The organism is Erwinia tracheiphila (assembly GCF_021365465.1).
Classification (GTDB): domain Bacteria; phylum Pseudomonadota; class Gammaproteobacteria; order Enterobacterales; family Enterobacteriaceae; genus Erwinia; species Erwinia tracheiphila.
This window is the reverse complement of the sequence record NZ_CP089932.1, coordinates 3,505,576-3,524,719: the sequence shown is the minus strand read 5'-3', so window position 1 is coordinate 3,524,719 and position 19,144 is coordinate 3,505,576. Positions and strand designations below refer to the sequence as shown.

Annotated in this window: 13 protein-coding genes and 1 pseudogene; 12 read left to right on the top strand and 2 right to left on the bottom strand. The window is 51.0% G+C overall.

From position 1 onward, the window contains the following. Nucleotides 1-27: 27 nt before the first annotated feature. Nucleotides 28-2,754, bottom strand: coding sequence for a two-component sensor histidine kinase BarA (gene barA / locus LU633_RS18390; protein ID WP_016190174.1), 2,727 nt, complete (start codon nucleotides 2,752-2,754; stop codon nucleotides 28-30). Between the two features lie 112 nt (nucleotides 2,755-2,866). Between barA and LU633_RS18385 the strand changes: the two genes are divergently transcribed. The 10 genes and pseudogenes from LU633_RS18385 to queE all read left to right on the top strand — a co-directional run bounded on the left by LU633_RS18385 (nucleotide 2,867) and on the right by queE (nucleotide 14,939). After that, complete coding sequence (locus tag LU633_RS18385; RefSeq protein WP_046371973.1) at nucleotides 2,867-3,256, top strand: TRAM domain-containing protein; 390 nt, start codon at nucleotides 2,867-2,869, stop codon at nucleotides 3,254-3,256. Nucleotides 3,257-3,312: 56 nt separating this feature from the next. Further along, a complete protein-coding gene (locus LU633_RS18380) occupies nucleotides 3,313-4,635 on the top strand; it encodes an IS4 family transposase (protein ID WP_046371972.1) in 1,323 nt (440 codons plus the stop codon). Nucleotides 4,636-4,649: 14 nt separating this feature from the next. Further along, nucleotides 4,650-5,631 (top strand): annotated as a pseudogene (gene rlmD / locus LU633_RS18375) (23S rRNA (uracil(1939)-C(5))-methyltransferase RlmD); the annotation flags it as partial. A gap of 13 nt (nucleotides 5,632-5,644) precedes the next feature. Beyond that, nucleotides 5,645-7,873, top strand: coding sequence for a GTP diphosphokinase (gene relA, locus LU633_RS18370; protein WP_016190172.1), 2,229 nt, complete (start codon nucleotides 5,645-5,647; stop codon nucleotides 7,871-7,873). Nucleotides 7,874-8,074: 201 nt separating this feature from the next. After that, nucleotides 8,075-8,857 (top strand): nucleoside triphosphate pyrophosphohydrolase, encoded by a 783-nt coding sequence (mazG, locus tag LU633_RS18365; protein ID WP_016190170.1) that lies wholly within the window; start codon nucleotides 8,075-8,077, stop codon nucleotides 8,855-8,857. Between the two features lie 211 nt (nucleotides 8,858-9,068). Then, on the top strand, nucleotides 9,069-10,706 hold the full coding sequence (pyrG, locus tag LU633_RS18360) for a glutamine hydrolyzing CTP synthase (protein ID WP_016190169.1): 1,638 nt from the start codon (nucleotides 9,069-9,071) through the stop codon (nucleotides 10,704-10,706). A 76-nt stretch (nucleotides 10,707-10,782) separates the two neighbouring features. Next, complete coding sequence (gene eno / locus LU633_RS18355) at nucleotides 10,783-12,078, top strand: phosphopyruvate hydratase (RefSeq protein ID WP_016190168.1); 1,296 nt, start codon at nucleotides 10,783-10,785, stop codon at nucleotides 12,076-12,078. 233 nt (nucleotides 12,079-12,311) lie between these two features. Then, nucleotides 12,312-13,424, top strand: coding sequence for an acyltransferase family protein (locus LU633_RS18350; protein ID WP_232426813.1), 1,113 nt, complete (start codon nucleotides 12,312-12,314; stop codon nucleotides 13,422-13,424). A gap of 50 nt (nucleotides 13,425-13,474) precedes the next feature. Next, nucleotides 13,475-14,152: an SGNH hydrolase domain-containing protein gene (locus LU633_RS18345; protein WP_232426812.1), complete on the top strand. Its 678-nt coding sequence runs from the start codon at nucleotides 13,475-13,477 to the stop codon at nucleotides 14,150-14,152. Between the two features lie 115 nt (nucleotides 14,153-14,267). Next, nucleotides 14,268-14,939, top strand: coding sequence for a 7-carboxy-7-deazaguanine synthase QueE (queE, locus tag LU633_RS18340; RefSeq protein WP_016190167.1), 672 nt, complete (start codon nucleotides 14,268-14,270; stop codon nucleotides 14,937-14,939). Nucleotides 14,940-14,955: 16 nt separating this feature from the next. Here queE and queD read toward each other — a convergent pair whose 3' ends face one another. Next, nucleotides 14,956-15,318, bottom strand: coding sequence for a 6-carboxytetrahydropterin synthase QueD (queD, locus tag LU633_RS18335; RefSeq protein ID WP_016190166.1), 363 nt, complete (start codon nucleotides 15,316-15,318; stop codon nucleotides 14,956-14,958). A 305-nt stretch (nucleotides 15,319-15,623) separates the two neighbouring features. Here queD and cysJ point away from each other — a divergent pair, with 305 nt between their 5' ends. Together cysJ and cysI are read left to right on the top strand one after the other, a co-directional pair. Beyond that, the gene (gene cysJ, locus LU633_RS18330; RefSeq protein WP_016190165.1) at nucleotides 15,624-17,417 is read left to right on the top strand and encodes an NADPH-dependent assimilatory sulfite reductase flavoprotein subunit; all 1,794 of its coding nucleotides are present in this window, start codon (nucleotides 15,624-15,626) and stop codon (nucleotides 17,415-17,417) included. Beyond that, nucleotides 17,417-19,132 carry an assimilatory sulfite reductase (NADPH) hemoprotein subunit gene (gene cysI / locus LU633_RS18325; RefSeq protein ID WP_016190164.1) on the top strand — a complete coding sequence of 572 codons (1,716 nt, stop codon included), beginning with the start codon at nucleotides 17,417-17,419 and terminating at the stop codon, nucleotides 19,130-19,132. Before cysJ ends, cysI begins: the two co-directional genes overlap by 1 nt. Nucleotides 19,133-19,144 lie beyond the last annotated feature (12 nt).

The window sequence follows — 19,144 nt, the reverse complement described above, 5'->3', positions numbered from 1 at the left end:
GGCACTGATGCCGCCTTTGGAAATGACTCAATCACTCAGTCCCAGCCTCTTTCTGGCTAAGGTTGTGACATTCTCAGTCTCATCCAGCAGTTCGTACAATTCTGGTTCAACGGCTGCAATATCATTATTTAACCGCAGATTTTGCTCAATCTGTTGGCACAGTTTTTTCAGTCGGGGAACACCGCTGTAACTGGCGCTACCATGGAGCTTGTGGATAATATCGCGCAGCGCCTGTGGATTGTTTTCCTGCATATAACGGTTAACCAGACTTTGTACATCCGGCAGGAAATCAACCAGCATCTGTAATAAATCCAGGGCCAAATCCGGCTTATTGGCTGCCTGGCGAAGTGCCAGCTGCCAGTCAAGCGAGCCGGTCGTATCCGGCAGCGTCATCACTACAGGTGCAGGCGAGTAACGAGCCAACAACTGGCTAAGTTTGCCTTCATCAATGGGTTTCGCTAGGTACTCAACCATGCCTGCTTTAAACAACTGTTCCTGCTCGCCATTGAGCGCATGGGCGGTGACGGCGACAATGGGCGTTGTTAAATGCTGTGGCAGTTGACGAATTAACTCACTGGTGCGCAGACCGTCTATTTCTGGCATCTGGATATCCATCAAAATTATGTCGAGTGCCTGTTTTTGTGCTTCTTCGATGGCGGTAAAACCATTGCCACAGAGGACAATATGCTCTACCTGTTCTTCCAGCAGCGCACCGATCAATTTCAGATTGGCAGGGTTATCATCAACGGCCATGACCGTCAGCGGCAGACGACGTTTCTCTGTCCGAAGACCGGAATCCTGCATGTGATAATCGAACAGCACGGGCAACAGACGCGTAAGAGACACAGGCTTAATTAAACAGGCACTTACCCCTCGCGCTTTGAGATCTTCTGCATAGGTTTGCATCTGGCAGGGCAGTGCCATGATCACGTTGTCAGCACGTTGTAAAATGGGTAGCAGTTCGTGGTTGGCTATTTTGCCGCCCTGTTCTTTTGTCACTGGCAGCCCGATAAGCAAAACGTCATAGTGCCCGGGAGGAAGCTCCTCCAGGTTGGGACTGTAACTGACGGTCATTTTGGTAGCAGCCAGCAAATCCTGCGTTGATTGAGCGGCGGCTGGATTCGCTTCAATGTAGGCAAGGCTCCTGTTTTGCAGACAGTCAGCAATGCGCAGATCGCTGGCGGCATTCGGATTCAGTGCAAGATTGATATGAAACCAGAAGGTTGATCCCTGATTCAATCGGCTATGGAACGATACTTCTCCACCCATTTCATGCACCAGCTTTTGGGTAATCACCAGGCCCAGGCCTGTACCTCCATGGCGTCGGGAAATACTGGCATCGGCCTGACGAAACGCCTGAAACAACTGCGACTGCTGTTTCTCTGAAATACCGATGCCCGTGTCGTGGATCTGCACCTCCAGCTCGATGCGGTTGTTGATCAACGCGCGTTTTTCCACACGGATATTAATATGTCCGTACTCAGTAAATTTGATGGCGTTACCCAGCAGGTTAACGATGATCTGTTGCAGTCGGAGCGGATCGCCGATGGCATTGTCCGGCACGTCATGCTGAATATTCAGTGTCAGTTCCAGCCCTTTCTCATGAGCAGATTGCGCCAGTAAAACCACGACTTCGTCGAGCGTGGCACGCAGCGGGAAGGGAATCGTTTCCAGCACCAGTTTGCCGACTTCAAGCTTTGAGAAATCCATAACGTCATTAATAATGCTCAACAGATTATTTGCCGAGCGCTCAATGGTGTGCAGATAATCGCGTTGGGTCGAATTGAGAGAGGTCTTGAGCGTCTGACGGGTAAAGCCAATAACGCCATTAAGAGGGGTGCGCAGCTCATGGGACATATTGGCAAGGAATTCTGATTTGATCCGTGCGGCTTCCTGAGCATGCTTCTTGGCCAGATCCAGCTCCACATTCTGGATCTCCATCTGTTCAAGAGTTTCTCGCAAATCCGAGGTGGCCTGATCGATATTTTGCAGCATTTCTTCATGATAAGCGGTCAGCGACATAGCCATGGAGTTAATGCCGTTTTTCAACATGTCCAACTCACCTAACATATGTCCGGACACTCTGCTATCAAGCTGCCCACGACGAATGCGATCAACCGTATTGACCATATTTCGAATAGGCCCGGTGACGTCGCGCATCAAACGATAGGCGAACAGCATCGCCAGACACAGGCAGAGCAACAGCAGCAGGGTTGAGAGAAAAACTTCCTTATATTGCTGTAATCTGATCGACTGTAAATCCAGTTCAATGGCAACGTAGCCCAGCGGATTGCCGCTGGGCTTGGCATTTTCATTGGCCGCCTCATCTGGATAGTAGCTTTCTGACCGTATTGGCGTGCGTAAAATTATCGCGTTTCCCAGGCGTTGAGTACTAATGCCAGAAATAAATCGGGCGCTCTCCGGCATTCGCAGTTTTTCAATATTAAGATGGTAATTAGAGGTGACAAAAAGCTGATCTTTCGTGTCGAACACGGCAAGAACACGGACGATATTCGAGTGACGACGGTGCAGCAGGTTGACCAGCTGGCGTACCGATGTTTTGCTTTGGAAGGTTATGCCATATTCACTGGCGGTAGCCAGGGGTTCAATAATATTTGCCCCCGCATTCATAAGCTGATGTTGCAGCTCGTTATAGCGATGTACGATAAAAAAAGTGCTTAATAAAAGCCCGATCATCAACGTGGGGGCCAGAATCAAAATTATCATGCGCGCCCGCAGGCTGTATTTAGTCATAATTATCCTGTAGCACGGTGGTGTGAGCGGGCTACGCGGGTCGTATTTTCTTAATCCCTGGTGTAGGCTACGCACGCTTTTTCGCTAACTATGTTACGGATGAAACTGAATAATGGCGCAATTCTACTCTGCAAAACGGTGCGTGACGACCCGCCAGATCATAAGAGTGATGATTGATGAACTGGATGGACTGGGGCAGGGAGTGGGACGAATAAACGGTAAAGCACTGTTCATTAGTGGGGCATTGCCGGGCGAGTGCGTCGAGGTGGAGATCGTCCAGGAAAAAAGTTCATGGGCGCGGGGCAAAACAACCCGAATTCTTTCTGCCAGCTCTGAACGCGTGGCACCACGCTGTCCGTATTTTGGCCGCTGTGGTGGCTGTCAGATCCAGCATGCATCATCCACCTTGCAGCAGCAGAGCAAAGCTAACGCCCTTTCGCGCATGCTGAGTCAGAAAAACGGTGTCCCGGTGGTTAATGCCGATCATTTAAGGATCGGTTGACCGATCCGGTTTATGCGGTAAAAAGGGTTCTATGTTCATCATGGAACCCTTTTTAAATGGAACTTTCCCAGGCCCTCGGCATCATCAATGCCGCCACTCCTGAGCGCGCCCGTAGTCTCGCGGACCTTATTCCTCCCGAGCTTATTCAGCAGGCGCTCACCCTGACCGATACCGTTACTTTGCGTAAACGTAAACTTTCCCTCGAATCCATGATTTGGCTTGTCGTTGGGATGTCCATTTTTTGCGATCATCCGATGACCGAAATCGTCAATCTGATGGATATTACTGACCGGACCGGAGCTCCTTTTACCGCACGCAGCGCTGTCATTCAGCGCCGTAAGACTCTGGGTGAAAATGCAGTGCGGGAGCTTTTTGATATCACACAGCAGCACTGGAATCAGCAGGCTGCACATCCAAAATGGCACGGTCTGAATCTGTTTGCTGTCGACGGCGTGGTCTGGCGTACCGCCGATACGCCGGAAAACAGAGCCGTCTTCAGTAAACACAGCAGCCAGTACGGCGAAGGCGGCTATCCTCAGGTGCGAATGGTTTGTCTGATGGAGCTGAGCAGCCATCTGATCGCCGCCAGTGCATTCGACAGTGAAAAAGTCAGTGAAATGCGGCTGGCTGAGCACCTGACGGAGAAAACCCCGAATAACAGTACCACCCTGTTCGATAAGGGATTTTATTCGATGGGTCTGCTTCATCACTGGCAGACAGCAGGAGAACACCGTCACTGGTTGTTGCCGTTGAAAAAACACGTACAGTATCAGGTGGTTCGCCGTTTGGGGCGTGGAGATGAACTGATATGCCTGAAAACCAGTCCACGAGCCAGGAAGCAATGGCCAGGGGTCCCGGAAGAAATGGTGGCAAGACTGCTGACCCGCAGGGTAGACGGTAAAGAGAGGCAGGTGCTGACGTCACTGACAGACCCGAATCGCTATCCGGGTAAAGATATCAGCGAGCTATATCGCCACCGCTGGGAAACAGAACTGGGCTACCGGGAAGCAAAGCAGGGTATGCTGGACAGCCGGTGGACATTACGCAGTCGCCTGCCGGAGCTGGTGAGACAGGAGCTATGGGGGGTACTGCTGGCTTATAACCTGGTGCGATATCAGATGGTGCAGATGGCGTTCCATCTGAAAGGAGATTACCTGCCTTACCAGCTGAGCTTCAGTGGAGCGATAAGCGAAATAATCCGGATGCTGATAACCCTGCCCTGGGCTTCGCCGGGAAAAATGCCGGGAGAACTGAGAACCCTGTATGAACAGGCGAAATGGCTTGTGTTACCGGGTAGAAGAGAGCGAAGTTACCCGAGAGAGTTGAGGGTAAAGAGCAGGAAATATCCGGATAAAAAGGTTGCTGGTCACCTTAAGTGACCAGCATTATCCCGGTGGTAATAGACAATATTATTGCGGGGGAGCCGTACGGCTATCGGCGACGGGCGCGATTGAGCTTGTACTTTGATAAACGTAGCCAGACAGTGCAAATGGGATTTCGTCAGGTGGCTTCATCAGGTGAGCTGGTCACTGTTATGCAGTGTCCCGTTTTGAAACCTGAGCTTAATGCCTTAATCCCGCATCTGCACCAATTGTTAAACAGTTTGCAGGTAGCCAGGCGTCTGGGCCATGTCGAACTGGTGCTGGCAGATAATGGTCCATTGCTGGTTCTGCGCCATCTTGATGCCCTGAGCAGGGCGGATAAAGAAAAACTGGAACAGTTTTCGCATAATAATCATGTTGCCCTGTTTCTGGCACCCGACAGCGATGCACTATTGCAGGTCAATGGCGAGCTTCCCTTTTTATCGAATAAACGATCTGACGCTGACATTCAGCCCGCGCGACTTTATCCAGGTTAACGGCGAGCTTAATGAAAAAATGGTGAATCAGGCGCTGGTATGGCTCGATATTCAACCAGAGGATTGGCTATTAGATCTGTTTTGCGGCATGGGGAACTTTACGTTGCCTGCCGGAAAACAGGTTAAGAATGTTACGGGCGTAGAAGGCGTTGCTACATTAGTGGGGCAGGCTGTTCGCAATGCTGAAAAGAATAATCTGAATAATGTTGATTTTTTTCAGCATAATCTGGACGAGGATGTAGTGAAGCAGCCGTGGGCTGCAAAAGGATTCAATAAAGTGTTACTGGATCCGCCCCGTGCTGGGGCGGCAGCGGGGATGTCACATATCATTAAACTTGCCCCGCAAAAGGTGGTCTACGTTTCCTGTAATCCGACTACACTTACCCGGGATAGCCAAACTCTTTTGGCATCAGGATATGAATTGGAAAGGGTTTCGTTGTTTGATATGTTTCCGCATACCGGGCACGTGGAGTCCATGGTGCTATTTAGCCGAAAACAGGCTCCCACAGGGGAGTAAGCCAGGAGAGGTTATGGTTGCGGTAAGAAGTGCACATTTGAATACGGCTGGCGAGTTTGCCCTTGATCAATGGATCACCAGTTTGGGGATTTCCAACCAGCAGTCATGTGAACGTCTGGCTGAAACCTGGCGTTATTGTCAGGAAGCAACGCAACATCACATCGACGCCGCACTCCTTTTATGGCGTGGCGTCGAGATGGTGGAAATTCTCTCCATGCTGAGTATGGACAGCGAAAGTTTGCGTGCCGCGCTCCTGTTTCCTCTGGCTGATTCTGGTGTGGTCCCTGAAGCAGTGCTGGAAGCAACGTTTGGCAAGGCTATCGTCTCACTGGTCCACGGCGTGCGAGATATGGACGCAATCCGGCAGCTAAAAGCTACCCACAATGATTCAATGGCTTCTGAACAGGTTGATAACGTTCGTCGTATGCTGTTGGCGATGGTGGAAGACTTTCGCTGTGTGGTAATCAAACTGGCCGAACGTATTGCCCACCTTCGTGAAGTGAAAGAAGCACCGGAAGATGAGCGGGTGTTGGCCGCCAAAGAGTGCACCAATATTTATGCGCCGCTTGCCAACCGTCTTGGCATTGGACAGTTGAAATGGGAGCTGGAGGATTTTTGCTTCCGTTATTTGCACCCCGATGAATATAAGCGCATTGCTAAATTGCTGCATGAGCGTCGCATCGATCGTGAACAGTACATCGACACTTTTGTTCAGTCGCTGCGTGATGAGATCGTAAAGCAGGGCGTAAAGGCTGAAGTGTACGGGCGACCCAAACATATCTACAGTATCTGGCGCAAAATGCAGAAAAAGTCGCTGTCTTTTGACGAACTGTTTGATGTGAGGGCAGTTCGAATTGTGGCGGAGCGTCTGCAGGATTGCTACGGCGCGCTGGGTATTGTTCACACGCTTTACCGCCACCTGCCCAGCGAGTTTGACGACTATGTTGCCAACCCCAAACCTAATGGCTACCAGTCAATCCATACCGTTGTACTTGGACCTAAGGGCAAAACGGTGGAAATTCAGATTCGAACCCGGCAGATGCATGAAAATGCTGAACTGGGTGTGGCCGCGCACTGGAAGTATAAAGAAGGGGGGGCTTCGGGCAGCTCTCGTGGCGCATCAGGCCATGAAGAGAGAATAGCGTGGCTGCGCAAGCTTATTGCATGGCAGGAGGAGATGTCCGATTCCGGTGAAATGCTGGATGAAGTGCGCAGTCAGGTGTTTGACGATCGTGTTTATGTGTTTACCCCGAAAGGTGATGTGGTGGATCTGCCCGCTGGCTCGACGCCCCTTGATTTTGCCTACCATATTCACAGCGATATTGGCCACCGCTGTATTGGGGCTAAAATCGGTGGCCGTATCGTGCCTTTTACTTATCAATTACAGATGGGCGATCAGATCGACATTATTACCCAGAAGCAGCCTAATCCAAGCCGCGACTGGCTTAATCCTAACCTGGGCTACATTACCACCAGTCGCGGGCGTTCGAAGATTCATGCCTGGTTTCGCAAGCAGGATCGTGACAAAAATATTGTTGCCGGTCGGCAGATTCTCGATAGCGAGTTGGATCATTTAGATATCAGCCTGAAAGAAGCGGAGAAGCTGCTTCTGCCGCGTTATAACTTCAATTCCCTTGATGAGCTACTGGCGGCGATTGGAGGCGGTGACATTCGCCTCAATCAGATGACCAATTTTCTACAATCGAAGCTGAACAAGTCGAGCGCGGAGGAAGAAGATCGTGAAGCATTGCGACAGCTGACACAAAAGTCGTCTGCCCCTCGCAGTAAGGAAAGCGGCAGAGTGGTCGTTGAGGGTGTTGGCAATCTGATGCACCATATCGCCCGCTGCTGTCAGCCTATTCCCGGTGACGAAATTGTCGGGTTCATCACGCAGGGTCGCGGTATTTCTATTCACCGCGCCGACTGCGATCAGTTCAGTGAACTGATGTCCCATGCGCCGGAACGGATTGTTGATGCTGTTTGGGGAGAAAGCTATTCGAGCGGTTACTTGTTGGTGGTTCGGGTTACGGCTAACGATCGCAGTGGGTTGCTGCGTGATATCACCACCATCCTTGCTAATGAAAAAGTTAACGTATTGGGCGTTTCCAGCAGAAGCGACACCAAAAGACAGCTGGCAACGATTGATATGGATATTGAAATCTACAACCAGCAGGTACTGGGACGTGTGCTGGCGAGACTCAATCAGGTGCCGGACATCATTGATGCGAAAAGGCTGCATTGAATCTGATTTGCCGATCATTTTACATCCTGAGAGCGTTGCCCCCGAACAGCCGCTAAAATGGTCTGCCGGGGATAACGCTCTTCTCTTTCGTCAGCTAACAGCGATCATAACTTCTGGCAGTCTGGCGCTGTTAACGCCAAAAAACACGCGCGTCAGATATTTTATCTGTGGTATTGCAACAAAATTTCTCAGGAACTGATTATGAATGGATTAGATCGCCTGCTGGGCATAATGAAAACCCTGCGCGATCCGCATAAGGGCTGTCCGTGGGATCGCCAACAGACTTATGCCAGCATTGCCCCTTACACGCTTGAAGAAACCCATGAACTGCTTGATGCCATCAGCCGTGGAAACATCGACGACATGCAAAGCGAACTGGGCGACCTGCTATTTCAGGTTGTGTTTTATGCTCGTATAGCCGAGGAAGAGGGAAGATTTAACTTCGACGCTGTTTGTAACACCATCAGCGATAAGCTGCAGCGTCGCCACCCACATATTTTTGGTGCGGTAAAAATTAGCAGCAGCCAACAGGTCTTGCCCGACTGGGAGCAGATTAAGACTTTTGAGCGTGCTGAAAAACAACAACATTCTGCGCTGGGCGACATACCTCGTACGTTACCTGCCCTGATGCGCGCGCACAAAATTCAGAAGCGTTGCAGCAATGTTGGTTTCGACTGGCAAACACTGGGGCCGGTGCTGGATAAAGTGTATGAAGAAATTGACGAGGTCATGCATGAAGTCCGGCAACCCGTGGTAGACCAGCAGAAACTCGAAGAAGAAATCGGCGATTTTCTCTTTGCCGCCGTTAATTTTACCCGTCATCTTGGTAGTAAAGCAGAAATGACGCTGCAGAAAGCCAATGATAAATTTGAACGGCGCTTTCGCCGGGTGGAGGAAATTATTGCCGCTCAGGGAATGGCGATGCAGGATACTTCGCTCGAGCAAATGGAGGCGGTATGGCGACAGGTCAAATCACGTGAATAACGTCCTTTCAGGAATAATAGCTGACTCGATTCAACAAAAGTGTGGGCTGAATCAACCCATAGCACTGCATCATCGCGTAGTCTCATAGTGGTCTGTGCGATGGCTGGCTGATAACTAAAAACGATTAATTGTGGCGACGCGGCGATTCAAGTATACTGTTTTCCCGTCCTGGTTATTCCATCGTCTTTAAACCTACATTCTCAGGTTCAGCATGACAACGAACTATATTTTTGTGACCGGCGGGGTCGTATCCTCTCTGGGTAAGGGCATTGCCGCCGCCTCCCTGGCCGCCATTCTCGAAGCGCGCGGTCTCAATGTGACCATCATGAAGTTGGACCCATATATTAATGTGGATCCGGGTACGATGAGTCCAACTCAGCACGGCGAAGTGTTCGTTACCGATGACGGTGCTGAGACTGATTTGGATCTCGGTCACTACGAGCGCTTTATTCGCACCAAAATGAGCCGCCGTAATAATTTTACTACCGGGCGTATTTACTCCGAAGTGCTGCGTAAAGAGCGCCGTGGCGACTATCTGGGCGCGACCGTCCAGGTTATCCCGCACATCACCAATGCAATCAAAGAACGCATCATTGAAGGTGGTGAAGGCAATGATGTTGTGTTGGTTGAGATTGGCGGCACCGTGGGAGATATCGAATCCCTGCCGTTTCTTGAAGCCATTCGTCAGATGGCCGTAGATGTAGGTCGCGAACACACTATGTATATGCATCTTACACTGGTGCCCTATATGGCGGCGGCTGGTGAAGTTAAAACGAAGCCTACCCAACATTCTGTTAAGGAACTGTTGTCTATCGGTATTCAGCCAGACGTGCTGATTTGCCGTTCCGATCGTGCCGTGCCAGCGAATGAGCGTGCCAAAATTGCGCTGTTCTGTAACGTGCCGGAAAAGGCTGTTATCTCTCTTAAAGATGTTGATTCCATCTATAAAATTCCCGGGCTGTTGAACTCACAGGGGCTGGATGATTATATTTGCAAACGCTTTAATCTGAACGCGCCGGAAGCCAACCTGGCTGAATGGGAGCAGGTGATTTATGAGGAGGCGAATCCCGGCGGTGAAGTGACCATTGGTATGGTCGGCAAGTATGTTGAACTGCCGGATGCGTATAAATCGGTGATTGAGGCGCTGAAACACGGTGGTTTGAAAAATCGCGTAACGGTTAATATCAAGCTGATTGACTCACAGGATGTGGAAAGCCGGGGCGTTGAGTTATTAAAAGACTTGGATGCGATCCTGATCCCGGGCGGTTTTGGCTATCGTGGCGTGGAAGGGAAGTTAATGACCGCCCGTTATGCGCGCGAAAATAAAGTGCCTTTTTTAGGTATTTGCCTCGGCATGCAGGTGGCACTGATGGAGTTTGCCCGTAATGTCGCCAGCATGGAAAATGCTAACTCAACAGAGTTTGTGCCCTACTGCAAATATCCGGTGGTGGCTTTGATCACCGAATGGCGTGATGAAGAGGGTAATGTTGAGGTCCGCACTGAGAAGAGCGATTTAGGTGGTACTATGCGTCTGGGTAGCCAGCAGTGCCAGTTGACCAGTGACAGTCTGGTTCGTCAGCTTTACGGCAGCGATATCATTGTTGAGCGGCACCGCCATCGCTATGAGGTTAACAACCTGCTGTTGAAGCAAATTGAAGCGGCGGGATTGCGCGTAGCCGGTCGCTCCGGGGATGATCAGCTGGTTGAAATCATTGAAATCCCTGAACATCCGTGGTTTGTGGCCTGTCAGTTCCACCCGGAATTCACCTCGACGCCGCGTGATGGTCACCCGCTGTTTGCTGGCTTTGTGAAAGCAGCAAACGAGCACCAAAAGCGTTTGGCAAAATAAGTGTTTTCATAACAACGCGCGAACTTTCCGCGCGTTGTTTGTCTGAGTTTAGATAACTTGTACTGAGGAAAAACTAATGTCCAAAATCGTTAAAGTCATCGGTCGCGAAATCATCGACTCTCGTGGCAATCCGACCGTTGAAGCTGAAGTGCATCTGGAAGGCGGTTTCGTCGGTATGGCCGCCGCGCCATCAGGCGCATCTACCGGTTCACGCGAAGCACTGGAACTGCGTGATGGTGATAAATCACGCTTCCTTGGCAAGGGCGTAACCAAAGCGGTAGCTGCCGTTAATGGCCCCATTGCTGACGCGGTTACCGGTAAAGATGCAAAAGATCAGGCAAACATCGATAAGATCATGATCGAGCTTGATGGTACCGAAAACAAATCTAAATTTGGCGCTAACGCTATTCTGGCGGTTTCTCTGGCAGCGGCGAAAGCAGCCGCTGCGGCAAAAGGTATGCCGCTTTATGAGCACATTGCAGAACTGAATGGCACTCCGGGTAAATTCTCCATGCCGTTACCGATGATGAACATCATCAACGGTGGTGAGCACGCTGACAACAACGTCGATATCCAGGAGTTCATGATCCAGCCAGTGGGCGCAAAAACCCTGAAAGAAGCCATTCGTATGGGTTCTGAAGTGTTCCACACTCTGGCAAAAGTGTTGAAGTCTAAAGGCATGGGTACGGCAGTGGGTGACGAAGGTGGTTATGCACCAAACCTGGGTTCAAATGCAGAAGCGCTGGCTGTTATCGCTGAAGCGGTAAAAGCGGCAGGCTATGAGCTGGGTAAAGATATCACCCTGGCGATGGACTGCGCGGCTTCTGAATTCTATAAAGACGGCAAATACGTGCTGGCGGGTGAAGGCAACAAAGCATTCACTTCTGAAGAATTCACCCACTTCCTGGAAGACCTGATCAAACAGTACCCTGTCGTATCTATTGAAGACGGTCTGGATGAGTCTGACTGGGCGGGCTTCGCTTACCAGACTAAAGTGCTGGGCGATAAAATCCAGCTGGTGGGCGACGACCTGTTCGTTACCAACACCAAAATTCTGAAAGAAGGCATTGATAAAGGCATTGCTAACTCTATCCTGATCAAATTCAACCAGATTGGTTCGTTGACCGAAACCCTGGCGGCGATCAAAATGGCTAAAGATGCTGGCTACACTGCCGTTATCTCCCACCGTTCAGGTGAAACAGAAGATGCCACCATCGCCGACCTGGCGGTAGGTACAGCGGCGGGCCAGATTAAAACCGGTTCTATGAGCCGTTCCGACCGTGTTGCCAAATACAACCAGCTGATCCGTATTGAAGAGGCGCTGGGTAGCCGTGCGCCATTCAACGGTCTGAAAGAGGTTAAAGGTCAGTAAGACTTAACATTATTCTCACCCTTAGGGTGAGAATATTCTGAGAAGTTACGCCACTTTTTTTGTATTTTTTATTTTAAAACAATGATTTATTCTTGGTTTGGCGATTGCAGAAAGGTCTGTTTCATCTCGTGGTAGCAGAAATTCACATTAAATTTATGCGACTAAATGTAATCAGGACTGTTTTTAAATGAAATACAGGGCGGACGTAGATGGTTTAAGGGCGGTTGGCTGTAATGCCAGTCATAGCCTATCACATGGGGTTTTCAGGCATACCTGGCGGATTTACCGGTGTGGATATATTTTTCGTCATATCGGGGTATCTGATATGCGGCATTATTTACGCTGGTGCTGTTCGGAACACGTTTTCATACCTCGAATTCTATAAGCGGCGTTGCCTGCGGATCCTTCCACCGTTATTTGTGGTTTTGTTCGCCACGCTGGCCTTTGGTTACTACCACTTACTTCCCGTGCGGTTCAAGGATCTCAGTAATAGCGCTCTGGCCGCGCTGCTATTCTCCACCAATATATTTTTCTGGAAAACCACAGGTTACTTTGCCGGACCTGCCGAGCTGAAGCCGTTGTTGCATATCTGGTCGCTGGCGGTTGAAGAACAGTCCTATATTGTATTTCCGGTTATCCTGCTTTTTGTTGTGCGTTTTTTTCGCACGCGTGCAATGCAGGTGATGCTGCTGATTATCCTGATATCACTATTTTTCAGCATCTGGGCCGCTACCCGAAAACCAACCTTCACCTTTTATATGTTGCCCACGCGTGCATGGGAACTGTCGCTCGGTGGGCTGGTTGCCGTGGGCGGTCTTGAAGCGAAAATGGTCAGGGTTTCGCAGGGCGTAAAACATGTGATGAGTCTCAGCGGACTGGCGTTTATTGTGCTGGGCTTTCTGTGGCTGGACACCACAAAACCTTTCCCGGCCTGGAATGCAATCTGGCCCTGTCTGGGCAGTTTCCTGATTATCCTGGCCGGTCAACAGGCGGTAGTTTCACGCGTATTGGCGCTAAAGCCGGTAGTCTATACCGGTTTGATTTCATACTGCCTTTATTTATGGCACTGGCCGATAATTGTTTACAGCCGGATGTTTTTTAACTTTGCACCGGGCATCCGTGAAGGCGTGATTATTGGCCTGACGTTCAGTCTTGCCGTGGCGTCCCGTTATCTGATTGAGAGCCCATTCCGCTACCGGCTGGCAGTATTATTCCCTACCAGCATTTTTACTGCGTCGGTGGCTGGCTTGGTACTGATGGCGGCAGGTACGCTTTACAAAGGCCATGCGAGCAATAACGCCGGGAATTTTTCCGCAGAGGCACTGGCCCTGGCGAAATATTCGTAGTACAAAGACATGCCCGAATTTAGTTACAGTATCGCCCTGGACGATGTTTTGTGGATGGTAAGAGTCAGGAGGATAAGCCATTCGATCATGAGTACTGTTTAAAAACCTCGACCATCGCAAAAAATTACGTATTAATCGGCGACAGTCATGCTGCTCATATCTGGCGGGCACTGAGCCTCGCGGCCGGAAAAGGGGTCAATGTCATTCAGGCCACCTCGGCTGGCTGTAAGCCGCTTTATCATCAGATGTTTAGAAACCCCTGTACCGAACTGGTGGATAATCTGTATGAAAGCTGGATACCAGGTCACAAAATTGATGGGATAATTATTTCTGCCCGCTGGCTGCCGGAAGATGTCACGCCGCTGAAAGCGACTCTCAGGCACCTCAAAACTATCTCAGATAACATTATCTTGATGGGTCCGACTATTGAATATTCTGAAGCACTGCCAGAACTGTTGGCTTACCAGACGGACGGGCGAAAGGATTTAGTCGCCTCTTCTATCGATCGCAGTATCAAGACGACCGATCAAACCATGAAGCAGGCAATGCAGGATTTACGGATACCCTATATCTCCGTCTATTCAATTATTTGCCCCGGCGATGTTTGTCGCGGACTAGCATCAGATGGACATCCCATTTCCAATGACTATGGTCACCTGACGCTGAGTGGCGCCAAAGATGTTGTTGGACAGACGATAAAAGAGATGCGACAGAACAATTTTATGTAGAAAGCAGGCGGGCTGGTCGGCCCGCTAATTTGCGCTGCTGCCGTTAAAGCAGATTGGTTAATCTGTGTCGATCTGTCATACTCTGCGCCCTGTTTTCTTCCGGCGGTTAAAAACGATGCAGTACCCGATTAATGAGATGTTCCAGACATTGCAGGGCGAGGGCTTTTATACCGGCGTCCCGGCAATTTTTATCCGCCTGCAGGGGTGTCCGGTGGGCTGCAGCTGGTGTGATACCAAACACACTTGGGATAAACTGGCCAGTCGGGAAACCAGCATGGGCGATATTCTGATAAAAACCGTCGAGTCGGATGCATGGGGGGCGGCAGATGCGCAGACTCTGCATGCTATGATGGTGCAACAGGGTTGGGCGGCCCGGCATGTGGTCATCACCGGAGGTGAACCCTGCATTTACGACCTGACACCTCTGACAGAATATCTTGAGCAGCTCGGTTTCAGTTGCCAGATTGAAACCAGCGGTACCCATACTGTGCAGTGCAGCGCTGGAACCTGGGTTACGGTATCACCCAAAGTTAATATGCGCGGAGGCTATGACGTGCTCGTTCAGGCGTTGGTTCGTGCGGATGAAGTAAAGCATCCGGTCGCGCGTCAACGCGATGTGGAGGCGCTGGACAAGTTGCTGGCAAGGTTGCGGGATGAGAAAAGTCGCATTGTGGCGTTGCAGCCCATCAGCCAGAAAGATGAGGCAACCCGGCTTTGTATTGAAACCTGTATTGCGCGTAACTGGCGGCTATCAATGCAAACGCATAAATATCTTAATATTGCCTGACAACCCCATCAGAACGTTATCCGCCCCGATAAACGCAGCCAGCGGTGCAGGTTTCTTTAATCATCACCGCGCTTAACAGCGGCAGGCAGGGTTTCATCTGCTCCCAAATCCATTTTGCCAACACTTCACTGGTGGGATTAGACAGCCCCGGAATATCGTTCAAATAGTAGTGATCGAGGCGATCGTATATGGGCCTGAACGCTGCTTTCAGTTCGGCAAAGTCCATCACCCAGCCGGTATGCGCGTCCACCTCACCGGTAATCTCAATACGCACCATAAAGGAGTGTCCGTGAAGGCGACCGCATTTATGGCCGGCCGGAACATCAGGCAGGTGATGAGCCGCCTCAAAATGAAAATCTTTAAATAGGGTGGTAGCCATAGAACAATCTCGGTTATTTCCTGGAAAAGCCGGCGAAGTCTAACGGAAAAACACTTTTTTCGCACCCGTTTCGCATTCTTTTCGACTCAAAAGGCGATGAATGTGATACCATTACAGATAAGACACTAATAATCAGTGAGTTAGATAACCTGTTTTGCTATTAAGCGTTAGCGGAAAAACCGTTTAGTCGTTTTGGTTATTTATTATTACCAATCCTTATTTAAGGGTTATTATGCCAGTCGTTACCCTTACGCAATCTCACTGATTTTGTGGCCTCAGCGCTGCTCACTGGAACACGTTACACAATGACGACTCAGGTACCTCCAGGTTCACTGCTTCCGCTCAGTTCGGAACAACTCGCCCGCCTGCAGGTGGCGACTGGTGATTTTTCGACGACACAACTGGCATGGCTTTCAGGTTATTTCTGGGGCATGGTCAATCAGGTGCCCGCCAGTGCCCCTGCCCCGAGCGAGATTCCCGGCATCACCTTACTTTCGGCGTCGCAAACGGGGAATGCCCGCCGTCTGGCGGAACAGCTGCGTGATGATTTACTGGCGGTTAAACTTAATGTCAATCTGGTTAATTCGGGTGACTTTAAATTCAAGCAGATTGCTCAGGAAAAGCTGTTGGTGGTCGTGACCTCCACGCAGGGGGAAGGGGAGCCGCCGGAAGAGGCTGTCGCGCTGCATAAATTTCTGATGTCGAAAAAGGCACCAAAGCTGGATAACACCGCGTTTGCCGTGTTTGGTCTGGGGGACTCGTCATATGCGTTTTTCTGTCAGGCAGGAAAGGATTTCGACAACAGACTGGCTGAATTAGGCGGTGAACGTCTGCTGGCGCGCGCTGACGCCGATGTCGAATATGCTGCGGAGGCGGAGCGCTGGCGCAGTCAAATCGTTGAGATTCTGAAATCACGCGTGCCAACGGCGGCGTCAGTTCAGGCTGCGGCAAATGCAGCGGGTTCGGTCAATCATGTTTCCTCAAGCCCGTGGAATAAAGAGACGCCGCTGACGGCAAGCCTCTCGGTGAACCAGAAAATCACCGGACGTAACTCTGATAAAGACGTGCGCCATATTGAGATTGATCTGGGCGACTCCGGGCTACGCTATCAACCTGGTGATGCCCTGGGCGTGTGGTATGAGAATGATCCGGCACTGGTGAAGGAACTGTTGGCTCTGCTCGAACTCAAGGGCGATGAATCGGTAGCGCTGAACGGTGAGACGCTACCGCTGGCTGAGGCGCTGCAAAAACACCTCGAGCTGACGGTCAACACGCCACAGATTGTTGAACAGTACGGCCAGCTGTCACAGCATGAACCTCTGCTGTCACTGGCATCCGACAAGAGTCAGCTGCAGCATTACGCTCAGTCTGTGCCGATCATTGATATGGTGCGCCGGGCACCCATAGTGTTAAAGGCCGAACAGCTGCTTGCGATGCTGCGTCCACTGACGCCGCGACTCTACTCTATTGCTTCTTCGCAGGCTGAAAATGAAACCGAAGTGCATATTACCGTTGGTGCGGTGCGTTATGAAATCGATGGCCGCCCGCGCGCAGGCGGTGCGTCAAGTTTTCTCGCTGACCGTCTGGAAGAAGACGGCGAATTGCGTATTTTTATTGAGCATAACGATAATTTTCGTCTGCCCGCCGATCCACGCGCGCCAGTCATCATGATTGGTCCGGGTACGGGTATTGCGCCGTTTCGCGCTTTCCTGCAGCAGCGCGATAACGATGGCGCGGAAGGTAAAAACTGGCTGTTCTTTGGCAATCCGCACTTCACCGAAGATTTTCTCTACCAGGTGGAATGGCAGCGCTACGTTAAAGATGGCCTGCTGACGCATATCGATCTGGCATGGTCGCGCGACCAACAACATAAAGTTTATGTGCAGGATAAAATCCGTGCACGAGGCGCTGAAGTCTGGCGCTGGATTGAGCAGGGTGCACATATTTACGTCTGTGGCGACGCGAACCGCATGGCGAAAGATGTGGAACAGGCATTGCTGGAGGTGGTGGCTGAACACGGTGGGATGGACCTGGACACCGCCGATGAATTTTTAAGTGAGCTGCGCATTGAGCGCCGCTATCAGCGAGACGTTTACTAATGAACAATGAAAAACATCCGGGGCCGCTGGTGGTTGAAGGCAAACTGACCGATGCCGAGCGCCTGAAAAAACAGAGCAATTACCTGCGTGGTACCCTGACCGATGATTTGCAGGATGGTCTGACCGGGGGCTTTAGCGGTGACAATTTTCTGCTCATCCGTTTTCACGGTATGTATCAGCAGGATGACCGCGACATTCGTGCTGAACGTGCTGAACAGAAGCTGGAGCCGCGCCATGCGATGATGCTGCGTTGCCGCCTGCCAGGTGGCATCATCACACCAACCCAATGGCTGACCATTGATAAATTTGCTGAGGAAAACACCCTTTACGGCAGCATTCGCCTGACTAACCGTCAGACCTTTCAGTTTCACGGCATTCTTAAAGGCAACGTTAAACCCGCACATCAGATGCTGAACGAAGTTGGACTGGATGCACTGGCGACGGCAAATGACGTAAACCGTAACGTCCTGTGCACCTCAAATCCGCTGGAGTCTGAACTGCATCAGGAAGCTTACGAGTGGGCAAAGAAGATCTCTGAGCACCTGCTGCCGCAAACCCGCGCCTATGCTGAGATCTGGCTGGATCGTGAAAAAGTGGCCACCACTGATAACGAACCGATCCTCGGCGAAACCTATCTGCCACGTAAATTTAAAACGACCGTGGTGGTGCCCCCACACAATGATGTGGATCTGCACGCCAACGACCTGAATTTTATTGCTATTGCCGAAGAAGGCAAGCTGATCGGCTTTAATCTGCTGGTCGGTGGTGGTTTATCGATCGATCATGGTAATAAGGCGACCTATGCCCGTACCGCCAGCGAGTTTGGCTATCTGCCGCTGGACAAAACGCTGGCGGTGGCCGAAGCGGTAGTGACCACCCAGCGCGACTGGGGCAATCGTACCGACCGTAAAAATGCTAAAACAAAGTACACGCTGGAACGCGTGGGCGTTGAAACCTTTAAAGCAGAAGTGGAGCGCCGTGCGGGACTCACCTTTGAACCTGTTCGTCCTTACGAATTCACCACACGTGGCGATCATTTTGGCTGGGTCAAGGGGATTGATAATCAGTGGCATCTGACGCTGTTTATTGAAAATGGCCGCCTGCTCGACTATCCGGGGCGTCCGTTAAAAAGCGGCGTGGCGGAAATTGCCCGGGTGCATACCGGCGATTTCCGTCTGACGGCGAATCAGAATTTGATTGTGGCTGGCGTGAGTGCGGCTAATAAAGCACAAATTGAGCAGCTGGCACGCGATCATGGTCTGATGGAAGCGGTCAGTACGCAGCGTGAAAACTCAATGGCCTGCGTCTCTTTTCCCACCTGTCCACTGGCGATGGCGGAAGCCGAGCGTTTCCTGCCGGAATTTGTGACCAGGGTGGAAAGCATCATGAGCGCTCATGGCGTTGGCGATGAGCATATTGTGCTGCGCGTGACCGGATGTCCGAATGGGTGTGGCCGTGCGCTGCTGGCCGAAATTGGTCTGGTGGGCAAGGCACCGGGGCGCTATAACCTGCATCTTGGCGGCAACCGTATCGGCACCCGTATTCCGCGTATGTACCGCGAAAACATTAGCGAAGAGGAAATTTTGTCTACCCTTGATCAACTGGTGGGGCGCTGGTCAGCAGAACGCGAGGTCGGGGAAGGTTTTGGCGACTTCGCCGTGCGCGTGGGTATTGTCAAAGCGGTTGTCGATCCTGCCCGTGATTTCTGGCAATAACGGAGGCGTGAT

Excerpts from the sequence above, each read along its gene's own strand:
- barA (WP_016190174.1), bottom strand. The coding sequence starts at position 2,754 with ATGACTAAATACAGCCTGCGGGCGCGCATGATAATTTTGATTCTGGCC.
- LU633_RS18385 (WP_046371973.1), top strand. The coding sequence starts at position 2,867 with ATGGCGCAATTCTACTCTGCAAAACGGTGCGTGACGACCCGCCAGATC.
- LU633_RS18380 (WP_046371972.1), top strand. The coding sequence starts at position 3,313 with ATGGAACTTTCCCAGGCCCTCGGCATCATCAATGCCGCCACTCCTGAG.
- relA (WP_016190172.1), top strand. The coding sequence starts at position 5,645 with ATGGTTGCGGTAAGAAGTGCACATTTGAATACGGCTGGCGAGTTTGCC.
- mazG (WP_016190170.1), top strand. The coding sequence starts at position 8,075 with ATGAATGGATTAGATCGCCTGCTGGGCATAATGAAAACCCTGCGCGAT.
- pyrG (WP_016190169.1), top strand. The coding sequence starts at position 9,069 with ATGACAACGAACTATATTTTTGTGACCGGCGGGGTCGTATCCTCTCTG.
- eno (WP_016190168.1), top strand. The coding sequence starts at position 10,783 with ATGTCCAAAATCGTTAAAGTCATCGGTCGCGAAATCATCGACTCTCGT.
- LU633_RS18350 (WP_232426813.1), top strand. The coding sequence starts at position 12,312 with ATGCCAGTCATAGCCTATCACATGGGGTTTTCAGGCATACCTGGCGGA.
- queE (WP_016190167.1), top strand. The coding sequence starts at position 14,268 with ATGCAGTACCCGATTAATGAGATGTTCCAGACATTGCAGGGCGAGGGC.
- queD (WP_016190166.1), bottom strand. The coding sequence starts at position 15,318 with ATGGCTACCACCCTATTTAAAGATTTTCATTTTGAGGCGGCTCATCAC.
- cysJ (WP_016190165.1), top strand. The coding sequence starts at position 15,624 with ATGACGACTCAGGTACCTCCAGGTTCACTGCTTCCGCTCAGTTCGGAA.
- cysI (WP_016190164.1), top strand. The coding sequence starts at position 17,417 with ATGAACAATGAAAAACATCCGGGGCCGCTGGTGGTTGAAGGCAAACTG.